Annotated in this window: 13 protein-coding genes; 10 read left to right on the forward strand and 3 right to left on the reverse strand. The window is 50.7% G+C overall.

Annotated elements, in window-relative coordinates; all coding sequences use genetic code 11:
• Positions 1-504 precede the first annotated feature (504 nt).
• Positions 505-2001 (forward strand): polysaccharide biosynthesis/export family protein, encoded by a 1497-nt coding sequence (locus tag H6F86_RS15475; RefSeq protein ID WP_190449506.1) that lies wholly within the window; start codon positions 505-507, stop codon positions 1999-2001.
• Between the two features lie 48 nt (positions 2002-2049).
• Here H6F86_RS15475 and ylqF read toward each other — a convergent pair whose 3' ends face one another.
• Both ylqF and H6F86_RS15485 read right to left on the reverse strand, forming a co-directional pair.
• A complete protein-coding gene (ylqF, locus tag H6F86_RS15480; protein ID WP_190449507.1) occupies positions 2050-2910 on the reverse strand; it encodes a ribosome biogenesis GTPase YlqF in 861 nt (286 codons plus the stop codon).
• On the reverse strand, positions 2907-3590 hold the full coding sequence (locus H6F86_RS15485) for an adenylate/guanylate cyclase domain-containing protein (RefSeq protein WP_190449508.1): 684 nt from the start codon (positions 3588-3590) through the stop codon (positions 2907-2909). Before H6F86_RS15485 ends, ylqF begins: the two co-directional genes overlap by 4 nt.
• Positions 3591-4007: 417 nt before the next feature.
• Here H6F86_RS15485 and der point away from each other — a divergent pair, with 417 nt between their 5' ends.
• From der to aat, 8 genes are all read left to right on the forward strand, one after another.
• The gene (gene der, locus H6F86_RS15490; RefSeq protein ID WP_190449509.1) at positions 4008-5372 is read left to right on the forward strand and encodes a ribosome biogenesis GTPase Der; all 1365 of its coding nucleotides are present in this window, start codon (positions 4008-4010) and stop codon (positions 5370-5372) included.
• 76 nt (positions 5373-5448) lie between these two features.
• On the forward strand, positions 5449-6441 hold the full coding sequence (locus tag H6F86_RS15495) for an energy-coupling factor transporter transmembrane protein EcfT (RefSeq protein WP_190449510.1): 993 nt from the start codon (positions 5449-5451) through the stop codon (positions 6439-6441).
• Between the two features lie 272 nt (positions 6442-6713).
• Positions 6714-6983 (forward strand): transcriptional coactivator PipX, encoded by a 270-nt coding sequence (gene pipX / locus H6F86_RS15500; protein ID WP_190449511.1) that lies wholly within the window; start codon positions 6714-6716, stop codon positions 6981-6983.
• Positions 6980-7669, forward strand: coding sequence for a YggS family pyridoxal phosphate-dependent enzyme (locus H6F86_RS15505; RefSeq protein WP_190449512.1), 690 nt, complete (start codon positions 6980-6982; stop codon positions 7667-7669). Before pipX ends, H6F86_RS15505 begins: the two co-directional genes overlap by 4 nt.
• A gap of 443 nt (positions 7670-8112) precedes the next feature.
• On the forward strand, positions 8113-8727 hold the full coding sequence (locus H6F86_RS15510; RefSeq protein ID WP_190449513.1) for a cell division protein SepF: 615 nt from the start codon (positions 8113-8115) through the stop codon (positions 8725-8727).
• 88 nt (positions 8728-8815) lie between these two features.
• Positions 8816-9619 carry a pyrroline-5-carboxylate reductase gene (proC, locus tag H6F86_RS15515; RefSeq protein ID WP_190449514.1) on the forward strand — a complete coding sequence of 268 codons (804 nt, stop codon included), beginning with the start codon at positions 8816-8818 and terminating at the stop codon, positions 9617-9619.
• Positions 9620-9730: 111 nt separating this feature from the next.
• On the forward strand, positions 9731-12115 hold the full coding sequence (locus H6F86_RS15520; RefSeq protein WP_190449515.1) for an FHA domain-containing protein: 2385 nt from the start codon (positions 9731-9733) through the stop codon (positions 12113-12115).
• A 116-nt stretch (positions 12116-12231) separates the two neighbouring features.
• Positions 12232-12819, forward strand: a complete 588-nt coding sequence (gene aat / locus H6F86_RS15525) for a leucyl/phenylalanyl-tRNA--protein transferase (RefSeq protein WP_190449516.1) — start codon at positions 12232-12234, stop codon at positions 12817-12819.
• Positions 12820-12892: 73 nt separating this feature from the next.
• Here the strand turns inward: aat and H6F86_RS15530 are convergent, their stop codons facing one another.
• Entirely contained in the window at positions 12893-13588 is a 696-nt protein-coding gene (locus H6F86_RS15530; protein WP_190449517.1) for an alpha/beta fold hydrolase, read from the reverse strand.
• A 308-nt stretch (positions 13589-13896) separates the two neighbouring features.
• On the opposite strand from H6F86_RS15530, the gene H6F86_RS15535 reads away from it, so the two are divergent.
• Positions 13897-14976 carry a hypothetical protein gene (locus tag H6F86_RS15535; RefSeq protein ID WP_190449518.1) on the forward strand — a complete coding sequence of 360 codons (1080 nt, stop codon included), beginning with the start codon at positions 13897-13899 and terminating at the stop codon, positions 14974-14976.
• Positions 14977-15022 lie beyond the last annotated feature (46 nt).

Here is a 15022-nt window from a genome sequence, read left to right on the forward strand (position 1 = left end):
AGCGTAGAGATCAAAATTCAGCGAAACATCTCTCTAAAGGCGTAATTTTTAATCCTCACCAGAGAATTTTGTTTGTTTGTCAGTTAGTAAAAATGGTGAAACGAATCAGTTTGATTTGGTGCTTGAAAGGAGGCGATCGATCGATTTAAGTTGTAGAAAACTGCGTGCAAGCAAACTTCCAGAGTTGCTTTTAATACATCTTGAGCGCATAAGTTTGTAGCATTTGCTGGTGTTAGGCAAGGCTCTAGAAGCAGCTAAACAATGTTCTAGACCTTCTTCAACTCTAGCTTTGAGTCTTGCTTTGGCCTGATATGTTCTGCTTCGAAGCAAGTGACTAAAATTACCACTGAGAAAGCTTGCTCGTTTGCTTAACTGAGGCAGCCTATGATCGCTTAAAAACGTAAGTGGTTAACTCGATTGTGCCTGTAACTTGAGAACTTTAAGGAACCTTTTTGGTATTTCTTCGTCTTCGTTCGCATACTTGCCCCACAGTATTACCGCGTTATGCCTCTGGCTCAACCATTCCGGCTTGTAAAGCAGACAACCTGCGCGATCGGCTGGCTCCCTCCAACCATCATCGTCGGTTCCTTGTTTTTAGCCTCTGTGGGCACAGCTCAGGTTCCTGATCGCACCCTTAGTCCCTCCGTACTGCCTACCAGTGCCTCGCCAACTCAGGCTGAAGACGGCTACTTATTAGGCTCTGGCGATCGTGTCCGCATCGACTTTTTCAACGTGCCCGAATACAGCGGCGAATATTTGGTGTTACCCAATGGGGCAGTCAATTTGCCGCAGGTGGGTGCAGTGCCTGTACAGGGTCGAACGCTCAAGCAAGCAGCTGCTGCCATTGCCGCACGATACGAACCTTACCTGACGCGTCCCCTAGTTACTATTGGCTTGCTCTCAGCACGACCGTTGGCGATCGCGATCGCGGGAGAGATTAATCGTCCCGGCACCTACAACGTACAAGCGATCTCAGCGAATGCTGATACAGGTGTTCCCAGCGTCACCCGCTTGATTCAATTGGCTGGTGGTGTGACTCAGGCGGCAGATGTGCGCCAAGTCGAAGTGCGTCGTCCGCGTCCTTACAATACAGGTGCAGATGAGGTTATCAAGGTTGATTTATGGGAGTTGCTCAAAGCCGGTAACTTGCGACAGGATTTGCGATTACAAGATGGTGACAGCATTTTTATTCCATCTGCTACCAGCGTTGATCTAAATGAAGCGCAGCGTTTAGCAGCGGCAACGATTGCGGCTCCCAGCGATCGCCCCATGCGGATTGCAGTCGTTGGTGAAGTGAATCGTCCTGGTCCCTACATTCTGACTCCTGACCAAACGAACCCAACGAACCAAACCAATGGTGCGTCGTCTACACCCTTGCCCACTAATGCAAACTTAAAAGTTCCTACGGTCACGCGTGCCATTCAGACAGCAGGCGGCATTACGCAAACCGCCGACATTCGCAATGTGGAGGTGCGACGCACGACTCAGGCAGGTCCCGTGCAAACCATCAAAGTTGACTTCTGGAGTTTGCTCCAGGCTGGGGATCTGCGTCAGGATTTGCCGCTTCAGGAAGGCGATACGATCGTCATCCCTACTGCCCCTGCTTTGGACAATACGGAAGCAACCAAGATTGCCGCTGCTAGTTTTGCGCCCGATCGCATTACAGTCAATGTTGTAGGTGAGGTGGTGCGATCGGGTCCGGTTCAAGTACCGCCTAACACGCCGCTAAATCAGGCATTGCTGGCAGCGGGTGGCTTTAATAACCGTGCCAAAAAGGGTGAGGTGACGTTCATTCGTCTCAATCAAAACGGCACCGTAGCGCGACGCAATATTAACGTTGATTTTGCTCAAGGCATCAGCGAGGCAAACAACCCACCAATGCGAAACAATGACACGATCGTTGTTCGGCGATCTGGTCTTGCTACTGTATCGGACACGTTGGGATCAGTTCTATCGCCGATCGGTGGGGTCTTTAGCATCATTAATCTATTGGGGTTTTGAGCAAAGGCGCTCAACCTTCAGCTCTGAAGATCAACTAGCTCTTAACTGCTAACTACTGACCGCTGACCGCTCCATAGGGTATTCCAGCGCGATCGCCCCCAGTACTCCGGTACGAAAATCGTTCAATACTTGACGTGCGGTGCGCTCCACATCGCCTTTATGGCGGTGGGTGGCCAGTTCGTGTAGATAGCTTTCGCCAGTAAACGGTTGAGCATCCAGGTTGTAGCGTGCCTGCAAGACAGACTCGATCGCCCGTTCCTTGAGCAACTCGATCAGCGCAGCGGCAATCCGCTGATTGTCGTAAGCGGCTTCACCAATGTCGTCGCAAATTGCCAGTTTGAGTGCGGCATCCTGATCGGTCAAGCGCGATGGCAGCACTCCGGGCGCATCCAGCAGCTCAATTTGATCCGAAATTCTGACCCAGCGCAGTTGTTTGGTAATGCCTGCACGACGAGCGCTGTCTACGACACGCCGATTCAGCAAACGGTTGATCAGTGCTGATTTACCAACATTGGGGAAACCGATGACAACGGCACGGACGGGACGGGGCAACATACCACGATCGCGCCGACGTTGATTCATCTGCTCTCCCGCTCTTTGGGCTGCGTGCAACACCGTTTCAATGCCTTTTCCATGTTGGGCATCAGTAAAATAGGGTTCGTCTCCCTGCGAGCGAAACCATTCTGTCCACTGCTGCCGCGCTTGCGTGGAGATCATGTCAATACGGTTCAGCACCAGCACACGCCCTTTAGTGCCCAACCACTGCTGCACTTGGGGATGCTCTGTCGATTGTGGAATCCGCGCATCTCGCACTTCCAGCACGACATCAACACGCTTAAGCTGCTCCATCAGCGCTTTTTCGGCTTTGGCAATGTGACCGGGATACCACTGAATCGAAGGCGTAGTCATGACAGTCCAACCAACTTGTAGAGGGTAATCGGTTGCTTTCTGCCGCTTAAGAGCTTTGAACCCAAAGTTTCTACCTGGATTCTATCAGCGCAGTATTGATAAGTTGCTTCCCCAAGAATGATGTCACACTGATGCTCCTGAGCCGCCCTTTCTAGGGCAACAGTCAGATTAACGCCATCACCAACTACTGTATATTCCATCCGTTTGCTAGAGCTAATATTACCAACCCCCACTCTAGCAGTGTTAACGCCTATGCCAATTTGCAGGGCTGGCAGGTTGGTAGATGCGAATTGGGTATTCAGGTGTACGAGGCGATCGCGCATGGCGACCGCTGTTTTTACCGCCTTCCAAGCATGGTCGTCAAGCGGTAAAGGCGAACCAAAAACTGCCACGATCGCTGCGCCAATGTACTTGTCGAGCGTACCTTTGTGCTCAAACACGGCATCTACCATCGTTTCAAAGTATTGATTGAGCAGGCCCACTACTGCTTCTGGTTCCATGCCCTCTGAAAGCGTTTCATAGTTACAAATATTGGCATACAAGATGGATACTTCTTTAACCTGACTCTCCATTTTGCTGGCTTCAGGATTTTCCAATAACTGCTCTGCCAGTTCTTGCGTCATATAGCGATACATTGTTTGCCGCAGCATCGCGTCATCTTTTGCATTGGTATCAGTCATGGAGCCAGTACGTTACTTCATGTCTAGCGATCTTAACTGATTAAGCAGATTCTCTTTGCCCAGAACGTAAACATGATTGATAGGATTCGTACTAATTTCAACATTGGCGACTGAAAAAACGACGATCGGCGTGACGAAGTGTAATCCTTTTGGCTCTTTGGTTCTTTGGTTCTTTGACACGAAACCCAGCCCGCGATTTCAGCACCAAAGCACCGAGAACTTGCACTAGAACTGTTGAGAGGTTTAATTCGGCAGTCAGGGTTAACAGTTGACGAGTTGCTTGACAATAAATGATCTGTAGTGGATTTCTGAGGATCTGCTAGCACTGCCGCTAGAATAGAAGACTGTTGATAATGAATGGCTCATCGTAATGAACCCCATTCATTCGTTAGCCTTCATCCTTCATCCCTTCCTGCCATGCCCTTGCCTACTGTTGCTATTATTGGTCGTCCTAACGTGGGCAAGTCTACCGTCGTCAATCGGCTGTCGGCATTGCAGGATGCCATCGTGTTTAATGAACCGGGTGTCACCCGCGATCGCACTTACAAACCAGCCTTTTGGCGCGATCGAGAATTTCAAGTTGTAGATACAGGCGGTCTGGTGTTTGACGATGACACCGAGTTTTTGCCACTTATTCGCGAACAGGCACTGGCTGCGCTGGCAGAAGCAAGTGCCGCCATCTTTGTAGTGGATGGTCTTACGGGGCTGATGCCGTCGGATGAAGAGATCGCTAGCTGGTTGCGGCAACACTCTGTGCCCGTTTTGCTGGCAGTCAACAAATGCGAGTCGGTGGATCAGGGGGCAGCACAGGCGGCAGAATTTTGGTCGCTGGGCTTGGGCGAACCATTTCCCATTTCGGGCATTCATGGCAACGGGACGGGCGAACTGTTGGATGCATTGATTACGCACCTGCCGCCTGCTAATGAGATTGAAGAATCTAACGAAATTAAAGTAGCGATCGCAGGACGACCCAACGTGGGCAAATCGAGCCTGCTGAATGCGTTTGTTGGTGAGACACGCTCGATCGTCAGCCCGATTTCTGGCACGACGCGAGATGCGATCGATATGGTGGTGCAGCACGGCGAACAAACCTATCGCCTTATTGACACAGCAGGCATTCGCAAGAAAAAGAATGTCGAGTATGGACCTGAATTTTTTGGCATTAACCGTGCTTTCAAGGCGATTAATCGTGCTGATGTGGTGCTGTTAGTGATTGATGCGCTGGATGGCGTGACTGAGCAAGACCAAAAACTAGCGGGACGAATTGCTGATGAAGGTCGTGGCTGCGTCATTGTGGTGAATAAATGGGATGCAGTCGAAAAAGATGCCTATACCATTTATGACCACGAGAAATTAGTGCGAGAGCGTCTCCACTTTACCGAATGGGCAGACGTGATCTTTATTAGCGCCAAAACTGGACAGCGCGTGGAAAAGATCCTCGATATGGTGAACATTGCTGCCGAACAACAGAAACGGCGTGTTTCCACCTCTGTTATTAATGAAGTGCTAGAAGAAGCGGTTGGTTGGCACTCTCCGCCTACGACACGTCAGGGTCGCCAAGGCAAAATTTATTACGGCACGCAGGTCAGCAGTCGCCCACCGGCGATCGCGCTCTTTGTCAATGATCCTGCTTTGTTTAACGACAACTATCGCCGCTACGTCGAAGGTCAGTTTCGCAAATCCCTTGGCTTTGTTGGCACACCGATTCGCCTTCTGTGGCGTGGTAAGAAAACAAGAGATGTTGATCGCGATCGCGTGACAGCAAACCGAGCAACAAGATAAGCAGTTGTTAGTTGCTAGTTGCTAGTTGTTAGACTTTTCTAGCCAGCCGTTAGAAACTAAAAGCTAAAAACGATTCATGGATTTGCTCCGCTCTCTGCCCCTGGGGCTATACCTTGAACAACCCATTACCTGGCTGCATCGGCTCGATCCCCGGCTGAAGTTAGCATGGTTGATGACCTTTCTGGCAGCGCCGCTGCTAGCAAATGCCTTTTGGCGGGTGCTGTTATCGGCATTGCTCGTTCTGCTTACTGTTCTAGCCCTGATTCCTTTGCGGGTATGGCGACAGCAGATGGGTTGGCTGTTGACGCTTAGTTTTATGGTGTTTGCCTTAACCACCGTGCTACCCGATGGGCTAAAAACACGGCATCAGCCTCGCTTACCTGTAGATGAGCTTGCTTTTGCCCAACAACCAAACAAGCTGCCACCTGCCGCAGCGCCACTTCCCTGGTACAATCCGCTGGCTGTTGGCAAGCCGTCTGTATCACCGCCTGCGGGCACGACGCCTACCGTTTTACCGCAGCCTACAGATTACCGCTACGTCGTCTTCAAAAGCCGCTGGTTCACCATCACCAAGCGATCGATCGCTTTAGCCATTCGCTACAGCACACTCCTGTTTACGCTCATCTACAGCACCAATCTTTTTTTGCTGGTTACTTCGCCAGAGGAGATTACAGCCGCGATCGAAGATTGGATGTCTCCTTTACGCCGCTTCAATTTACCTGTAACAGAAGTAGCCCTTACGCTGACGCTCTCGCTCCGCTTTATCCCCCTTGTGCTTGAAGAAGTGCAGAACTTGATGCGATCGGTCAGCACCCGTGCAATCAACTGGCGTAAGTTGGGCTGGCGACAGGCACTGCAAGTTTGGTTGACTGTTGCCGAACGCTTGCTCGAAAACCTGCTGTTGCGGGCGGAGCAAATTGCTAGTGCTATGAAAGTCCGAGGCTTCACTAGCCCCAATGAACATCAGGTGCAATGGCATCAGTTTCGCCTGAAATGGGTCGATTGGCTGGCGATCGTGACGCTTACAGGACTATGGGGTGCGCGTTTGGTCTGGGGTTGGGAACTTTAGAGAGGCTGGAGGCTAAACGCTAATAGTCAAGAGTTGGGCCAGTATTTAGTCGTCAAAACTAAATCAAGACTATCCTTTGCCTTTTCTGCTCCCTTTACCTCCTGTTCCCCTTGCCTCCTCTGTATTTTCCTCATTTCTCTGTATCTTCCTTACTCCTCTGCCCCTTATCACAGATCATTTTTATGCCTGAGATAGAGGCATCGTTATCACGTAAAGTGATGTCATACCTACATTAAGGTGTACTATTCTCTCCGTCGTCCGCCTAGACCTGAATGAGCAACGAAGATTACTTAAATCATCCGAATTTTGGCTTGCTTTTTAGAGTCTGTCTGATCGACACAGCGCGTGAGTTGTTTACAACGCTTTATGCACAGCGCTTGTTTTTCTTGGTTGCCAATGGCGATGAAGGGTTAGAGTTTGAGTCTATTACTCGCACTGATGCCCGCATTCTGGTCGAAAACCGGATGCGAATGTTGCGTCGTCAAGGGCAGCAGCAGGATTACAATCAGCTTCAGGTGATTTATAAACAAACATTTCAATGACAGCGTTTTCTCAACTTAGCGGTACGATCGCAGAACGCATTCACCAGATTCGTCAAACGCTGCCAGATTCGGTGCGGTTGCTTGCAGTCACCAAGCAAGTTTCGATCGAATTAATGCGAGCTGCGTATGATGCGGGAGTGCGAGATTTTGCCGAAAATCGAGTGCAGGAAGCAGAGGCAAAACAGGTTCAACTGCATGACCTTACAGATGTAACCTGGCATTTGATTGGGCATCTGCAAAGCAACAAAGCGCAAAAGGCATTGGAGTGCTTTCAATGGATTCACTCGATCGACGATTTAAAGCTGGCGCAGCGACTGAATCGATTAGCAGCACCACTACCGCAAAAACCACAGTCATTGCTACAAGTAAAGCTGCTGCCAGATCCAACAAAATATGGATGGTCAGTGGCAGAGCTGATGAACGATCTGTCAGTCTTAAATCAATGCGAAGATCTCAGGATTCAAGGATTGATGACAATTCTTCCCTATGGGTTAACGTCTACAGAAGCAACGACTGCCTTTCAACAGATGCAAACCCTAGCTAATACAATTCGGCAGCAAAATTTACCCCATATTCAAATGCAAGTGCTGTCAATGGGAATGTCGAATGACTATCGCTTTGCAGTGCAGGCAGGGGCGACGATGGTTCGCTTAGGGCGCATTCTCTTTGGCGATCGTCCTGCATAACCATTGCTAAATCGAGCCAAAAAGTTGCTTCAGATCTGCTGGGATTGATTGCAAAAAGTTTGAGAAAAAATGAAGCGATTTTCAAAAGATCGAGTATCTTGTTCCCTAGGGTCTGATGGTTTGTTGAAGGAAGCGACTTAGACCGATCGTTTCCCTCTGCCATTAATGACTTAAACATCCTGATCGAAAAAACTTTTGGTAGTATGTTTGGATTTCGGTATCTGGATGTATACTATTCATTCAATTCGGTCAAAGCAGGCAGGGCGTTTAAGCTATTTGTTTGTGGATATAAGCCTTCATCAGTTGGGCTTTTAGTTAAGAGGTTCGGAAGGTAATTCCCTTTTTGCTACCTCTGATTATTACGGACTAGATTTAGCATGATCCCTGCTTTTCCGGTCGTTATGCGTTTCTCAATTAACTCTGATCGTGATGGAGCGTGAACAGTGAGCAACATCTTCACCAAGCTACGAGACTTTGTTGGATTTAACGAACCTATGGACTACGAATACGAGTACGACGAAATGGATGGAGACGAGTATCAAAATCTCTATCAGCAAGAGCACGCGCAACCTGCTGCTGCACCGCAAGAAGATGCACGCACTCGTCGCCCCAGTCGCTTGCGCGATCGTCCCCCACTCGGTACTGAAATTGGCACCATGAGCGCAGCACCTATGGGCAACGTTATTGGTATGCCCGGCGTAGGCGTAAATGGTGTTTCGGAAGTTGTGGTGATGGAACCACGTTCCTTTGAAGAAATGCCTCAAGCAATCCAGGCATTGCGCGAACGCAAGTCTGTGGTGCTTAACCTTACCATCATGGATCCCGATCAGGCGCAGCGTGCGGTTGACTTCGTAGCTGGTGGCACCTACGCGATCGATGGTCATCAAGAGCGTATTGGCGAAAGCATTTTCCTCTTCACCCCAAGCTGTGTTCAAGTCAGCACTCAAGGGGTTCCAGGTTATGAAGCGCCACAAACTCAGCAGCCTCAAGCACGCGTTCCGCGTCAGGCAGCACCCGCGCCAGCTTGGTCAAACGAGCCAATGAGAATGGCACAGTAAAAGCTGTCAGTGTTCAGCTATCAGCATTTAATTGCGTTTTGCTGACGGCTGACCGCTTATTGCTGACAGCTCAACGGAGACGGTCAAATTGTCTATTAAACTTGGTCTGATTGGCGGCGGGGTAATGGGGGAAGCTCTATTATCCCGTCTTGTCGATCGTGGTGTTTACGCACCGCAGGCTATTTTGGTGAGTGAACCACAGGCAGAACGACGAGCTTTTTTGGCGCACACCTATGGCGTTCAGGTAACAACCGAGAATCAAGCCGCTACCGAAGCCGATGTGCTTTTATTGGCGATTAAACCTCAGCTTTTTGGTGCAGTGACGTCACCGCTAGCAGAACAAATCGGGACGCGATCGCTGCTAGTACTTTCGATTTTAGCGGGAACATCGCTGAGTAAGCTGGAAGCCGCGTTTCCTAACCAGCCTGTAGTGCGGGCGATGCCGAATACACCCGCTACAGTAGGCGCAGGTATGACGGCGATCGCTCCTGGTATTCACACCCAACCGCATCACCTGGCTCAAGCGCGGAAGATTTTTGAGGCAGTGGGTGAAGTGGTAGAAGTCCCCGAAGCGGCTATGGATGCCGTTACAGGACTATCTGGTTCAGGACCAGGTTATGTTGCACTGATGGTAGAAGCTCTTGCGGATGGCGGTGTTGCAGCAGGCTTGCCACGGGCGATCGCGCTTCAACTTGCGCTCCAAACGGTTAAGGGCACTGCACAGTTGCTTCAGTCATCGGGGCAGCATCCAGGCGCTCTGAAAGACCAGGTAACGAGTCCTGGCGGCACGACTATCGCAGGCATTGCGGCACTTGAACGCGCTGGCTTTCGTTCGGCAATCATTGAAGCTGTCTTAGCTGCCGATCGACGATCGCAAGAATTAGGACGTTAAGCGAAGCGTGTCTATTGTGACCACGTTTAAATAGTGGGGACACTATCTCTGCTGAGGTTGTATGGGTATCCTGAACATCGGGAGACTGCTTGACCTTTCAACTCATGCCTCATGCGAACCAGCGAAAAGACGGTTCTAACGCAACCTTACCTGGAGCTAACTAACCAGGGCACAACGGTTCAACGTTTTCTGACCCAGGAACAGCACCTTCTAGGACGAGATGCCCAACGCGCCGATCTGGTTCTTCCTGGCGACTGGCAGATGATTTCTGGCTGTCATGCGCTGTTGCGGCGATCGGGCGAAGATTACTGCCTTTATGATGGCGATGGTCAAAAACCGAGCACAAACGGCATTTTTCTGAACCGGACTCGGATTACGCCCTCAAAAGGTTATTTACTCAAGCATGGGGCAGAACTGCGGATTGGGCAGAATCCTCACAATCAGGTGACGCTGATTTACCGCAATCCCTTGGGTGCGGAAGTAGCGGAGATGCCAGAGACGCGATCGCTCTCACTAAAGAACCGAACGATTTCTCTAGGGCGCGATCCCCAGGCAACATTGGAACTAGATGCGCCGATTGTCTCTCGCCGTCATGCCACGATCGAACCAGACGGGCAGCGCTACATTCTGCGAGATCACAGCGCCAATGGTGTGTTTGTTAACGGAACGCGGGTCAACGGTAGTCTTGTATTGCCTGCGGATTGCACGATCCAAATTGGTCCGTTTACTCTGGTTTGTCGAGATGACGTGCTGAAAGTTGTCGATCGCGGCAACCAGATTCGTTTAGATGCGTGGGAATTGGTGCGGGAGGTGCCAGGGAAGCGAAAGGAACACCGTCGCCTTTTGGATGACGTGTCGCTGGCGATCGAGCCTGGACAGTTTGTGGCACTGGTAGGCGGCAGTGGTGCTGGCAAATCAACTTTAATGCGAACGCTGTTGGGGATCGATCCGACTGATAAAGGGGTTGTTTATCTGAATGGCACCAACTTGCGTCGTAACTTCGGGATGTACCGCGCCCAAATTGGCTACGTTCCCCAAGATGACATCGTGCATCGCGAATTGACTGTTGGGGAGGTGCTAACCTATGCCGCAAAGCTGCGTCTGCCTGCTGATACTGACATCGCCGCCATTGTTGAAAAAACGCTTGATCAGATTGAAATGAGCGATCGATCTGGTGTGTTAGTTAGCAAACTCAGCGGTGGTCAGCGGAAACGAGTCAGTATTGGTGTGGAGCTACTTGCCGATCCCAGACTGTTTTTTCTGGATGAACCGACATCAGGGCTTGATCCCGGACTGGACAAAAAAATGATGCAGCTTTTGCGGAAGCTGGCAGATGAGGGGCGCACCGTTATTCTGGTAACTCATGCGACAGCAAACATTAAACTATGCGATCGCCTTGCTTTTGTCGGACGAGGCGGACGGCTTTGCTATTTTGGTCCACCGCTCAAGGCGCTAGCGTTCTTCCAAACTGGATCGGATGACTTTGCCGACATCTACAATGAACTGGAAAAAGGCGAGACGATCGTGCGCCAATGGGCAGAACGCTTCCGCCACTCTGATGATTATTGGCAGTACGTTACCGGACACCTTACCCCTGGTAATGGCAACAAGCCACGAGCGATCCCAACACCCAGCAAAGGTACGTCCTTTCTGGCTCAACTCTGGCTGCTGACGCAGCGCTACTTTCAACTGGTTCGTCGCGATCCCGTGAACCTGTTGCTGTCGCTGCTTACAGCACCGATCGGCATTAGCCTGATCATGCTGGCAGTCGGAGACAAAAATCCCCTCATCCTTGCCGAAACGCCTGATCCTACACTGGCTCCACTGGCACTGCGCGTTCTCTTTGTGTTTTCCTGTGCGGCTCTCTGGGTGGGGCTTTCTAGTTCCCTTCAAGAGATTATCAAAGAGTCAGCCATCTACCTGCGAGAGCGACTGGTCAATCTTGGTTTGTTTGCCTATCTAGGGTCAAAAGCCGTCATTCTCGCCAGTCTTGCACTGCTGCAAACGCTGCTGATTGTGTGGGTTATTTTGCTCGGTTTTGCTGATCCCGCTCCTACCATCCTTACCTGGGAACTAGGTGTTGGCGTGACAACCTTTCTCACCCTGATTGCCTGCATGAGCATGGGGCTAATGGTTTCGGCGATCGTCCGTAATGCCAGCCAGGCAAATAGTGCTCTTCCCCTCTTGCTGCTGCCTCAAATCATCTTCTCTGGTGTCCTCTTCCGCATGGATAGCTTGACCAGCAAACTATCCTGGCTAATGCTGAGCCGCTGGTCGGTTGGTGCCTACGGTACGGTCGTGAATATTAATGCGATGGTGCCAGAACCAACGAAACTTCCAGATGGCAGTACAATTCCGCTTCCTTTTGAGCCGACAGCCGTTTATGATCCCTCCTGGCGCAACTTGATGCTGAATTGGGGGATGCTTTGCCTCCATGCAGTGGTGTATCTGGTCGTCACGTTCTGGGTACAAAAGCGAAAGGATATTTTTAAGTAGCTAGGCTGCTCTCCGGCTCATTTAGTGCGTTGACTGCTTGAGGAAGTCGGGAATTTAACTCGCTTTTATAATGAAATGCTGGTGCCCAATGTCTGACGAAGTGAGGTGTTGCACGCTTGAGTGAGAGCCGCTTTGATGTTGCCTCTATTATCCAGGGATATGCCCAGGGCTATTTCCTCATGGCGGATAATACAGGGGATTCGCTGGGCTGGTATTCCAGTCGAGAACGGACGTTGATTCCCCTAGATGAGCGGTTTCGCTATCCCCGATCGCTCCAGCGAGTCCTTAATCAAGAGCGCTTTACTGTAGCAGTGAACCGAGACTTTGAGGCGGTTATTGAGGGATGCGCCGATCGCGAAACGACCTGGATTTCGGCAGAACTGAAAGACATTTACCGATCGCTGCACGCAGCAGGATGGGCACACAGTTTTGAAACCTGGCAGGGCGATGAACTGGCAGGCGGCATTTTAGGGTTAGCGATCGGCGGTGCTTTCATTGGCGAGTCGATGTTTTTTCGCATTCCTGATGGCTCAAAGGTCGCAATGGTGAAGCTGGTAGAAAGATTGCGCGATCGACAGTTCGTTCTCTTTGATGCCCAAATGATGAACCCCCATCTGGAACGGTTTGGTGCCCATATTATCGGCAGCCGGCAATATAACACCTTGCTGAAGCAGGCACTTAAGCGGCAGTGTTCGTTGGAGTAATCGACCTTGAGTCTCTTAAACACGCTCTGCAAACGCCAGAGCATTTTTAGTTGCTTTTGCCTTCTGCCTTTTTCTACGCCAAGTACGGTGTCCAGCGTTCCAACAGGCCTGGCGATCCATACCAAACGCGATTGCCTCTAGGAGAATGCATCGCGCCGTCAAGAATTAAATTTTCGGCACCATTCAAGTGGGCAGCCTCGATCGGTGTGATGCCATCGCCCCATGTGTTGCCCTGTCCGCACGTCAATTTATAGCTGCTAAAAGCCAACCAGCTTCGCCAGCGATCCCCGTAGATCGCTTTTCCCGCAACGCAGACGTAGCGTACATCTGAGTAAAACGCGCCAGGGTAACTCAGGTTAACAAAATCGAGATTTTTGCGCGTCCAGCGTTCCAAACTAGTGTGCGGCGTACCGAGTGTAATGAGTGTTGCTACCCGATCGCGGGCAGACCAGGCACCATCATCCACATCATTAGGATGAACACAGTATGGTTTTTCGCCCAAATAGATGCGCGACAGCCACCCACCGGCTGAATGCCCTACCAGCGTCACTTTAGGCACGTCATACTGCTGAAGCACCTGTTTCACCGTGGTGTCCAGCACCCGCAGAATGGGAGATACTGACCGACCGCCGATCGTGGGCACCCAGTCTTGCCAGCGCAAGGGCACTGTAACCGCTGGAAAGCCTAACGTTTGGAGCGTCTTTTCTAAAACACGGTATTCCAACGCGCCCGCAAGATAACCTGGCAAAATAACGATCGGTAGAGGCATGGGCAAGAAGAGTAAAGATTGGCAGCTTTCCTAAAATTTAAAGCGTTTTTGCTGACAATAGGAATTAGCAACGAGGGCGATCGCTTTTTCCAGATCAGCACAGTACGGCTTGTAAAGTTAGGATGGCGGGTATTGGGTGTACTTCCTTTCAGACAAAAACCGCTATAACTCCTTAGTCCTTATCTCCTTATACAGTTTCCAAACTGGCAACAAAACGCGATTAGTCCAGCCGCGAGCGCTAAGATTTGAAGCAGGGCGTTCCTTCTCGATCGCGTGCTTCCATTGCCCCATGACCGAGCGTATCTGCTATGTCTAATTCCTTATCACCCAAAAGGCTACCCCAGATTAACCAGGAAACCCTGGAGCGGGTGCTAGAGAAATTGCGCCAACCAGCTTCGCTGTCTGTCTTAGCCTCTCTTGTGGCACATGGTGTGCTAGGGGCATCGTTACCAAGTCTGTTGGCTAGCCAGCCGGAGGAGCTAGATACACAGCGAAGAGTGCAGGTTTTGGAACTGTCCCCTGCTGAGCAAAGGCAGCTGCCGACGCTCGATGCTGCTACGCCACTTCCCCCATCACTCCTGCCTGCTAAACCCTTGCAGCCAAACCAGCCAGCACCAAAGCTGCCTGATCCTAAGGTGTATAACGATCCATCGCTTTACACCCTTCCGCCTTATCCGCCACCAACCTTTTCTTTCCCGGTGCCGCCTTCTATTTTTGATATTCCTGCTTCGTCAGCAAAGAAGCCGCTAAGCCCCTCGACTCCTCAGCCGCTTGCTCCCAAACCGCCTCCTGACTTAGCGCCGCCTCTGGCATCAAAGCCCCCTGCTGAATCCAAGCCAGCGGATGCAGATGCTAAAGATTCTGACCAGCCGACTCCCCCTTCAAATGCGCCTACCCGTGCAGAGAAGCTTTCGCCAGAACAAATTGCTGCGCTTCAGGCAGATGCAGCCCGATCGCGTCAGTCCGATCCTTCATACACCTTCAATGGTCCAGAAACCGAAGAAAAAGCGGCAGGAGTCTTTAACGATAATGTGACTGCTTTCATAGACAGGGCGGCGAAGGTAACGGATGGCAATGTTGATGACAGCCGCTTTTACAAAACGCCTGAGAGGGTGACTGATCTCTTTCCAAAGGATGCCTGTCCGTCGGTGAGAGGGGTGCGTAATGCTTCCTTTAGCGCGATTGTGAAACCCGATGGCACCCTCGCAGAACCGCCCGTTGTGCTGCTTACATCAGGCTACAAAGGCTTAGATACGGCTGCGATCGAAGACATTACCACCACCACGAAAAATAAAAAATTTAGTGATGGTGATAAGTTTCAGCTCATTCGCTTCGACTACACATTTGATCCTAAAACGGTTTGTCCTAAGTCTGCTGATCCTGCTTAAGCGTTTGGCTCGCAGCAATTTGTACAAAACACATTTTTTATTAGAG

It is taken from the genome of Phormidium sp. FACHB-592, assembly GCF_014695795.1.
Classification (GTDB): domain Bacteria; phylum Cyanobacteriota; class Cyanobacteriia; order Leptolyngbyales; family Leptolyngbyaceae; genus Stenomitos.

Coding starts and splice junctions, on each gene's coding strand:
- H6F86_RS15475 (WP_190449506.1), top strand. CDS start 505: ATGCCTCTGGCTCAACCATTCCGGCTTGTAAAGCAGACAACCTGCGCG.
- ylqF (WP_190449507.1), bottom strand. CDS start 2,910: ATGACTACGCCTTCGATTCAGTGGTATCCCGGTCACATTGCCAAAGCC.
- H6F86_RS15485 (WP_190449508.1), bottom strand. CDS start 3,590: ATGACTGATACCAATGCAAAAGATGACGCGATGCTGCGGCAAACAATG.
- der (WP_190449509.1), top strand. CDS start 4,008: ATGCCCTTGCCTACTGTTGCTATTATTGGTCGTCCTAACGTGGGCAAG.
- H6F86_RS15495 (WP_190449510.1), top strand. CDS start 5,449: ATGGATTTGCTCCGCTCTCTGCCCCTGGGGCTATACCTTGAACAACCC.
- pipX (WP_190449511.1), top strand. CDS start 6,714: ATGAGCAACGAAGATTACTTAAATCATCCGAATTTTGGCTTGCTTTTT.
- H6F86_RS15505 (WP_190449512.1), top strand. CDS start 6,980: ATGACAGCGTTTTCTCAACTTAGCGGTACGATCGCAGAACGCATTCAC.
- H6F86_RS15520 (WP_190449515.1), top strand. CDS start 9,731: ATGCGAACCAGCGAAAAGACGGTTCTAACGCAACCTTACCTGGAGCTA.
- H6F86_RS15530 (WP_190449517.1), bottom strand. CDS start 13,588: ATGCCTCTACCGATCGTTATTTTGCCAGGTTATCTTGCGGGCGCGTTG.
- H6F86_RS15535 (WP_190449518.1), top strand. CDS start 13,897: ATGTCTAATTCCTTATCACCCAAAAGGCTACCCCAGATTAACCAGGAA.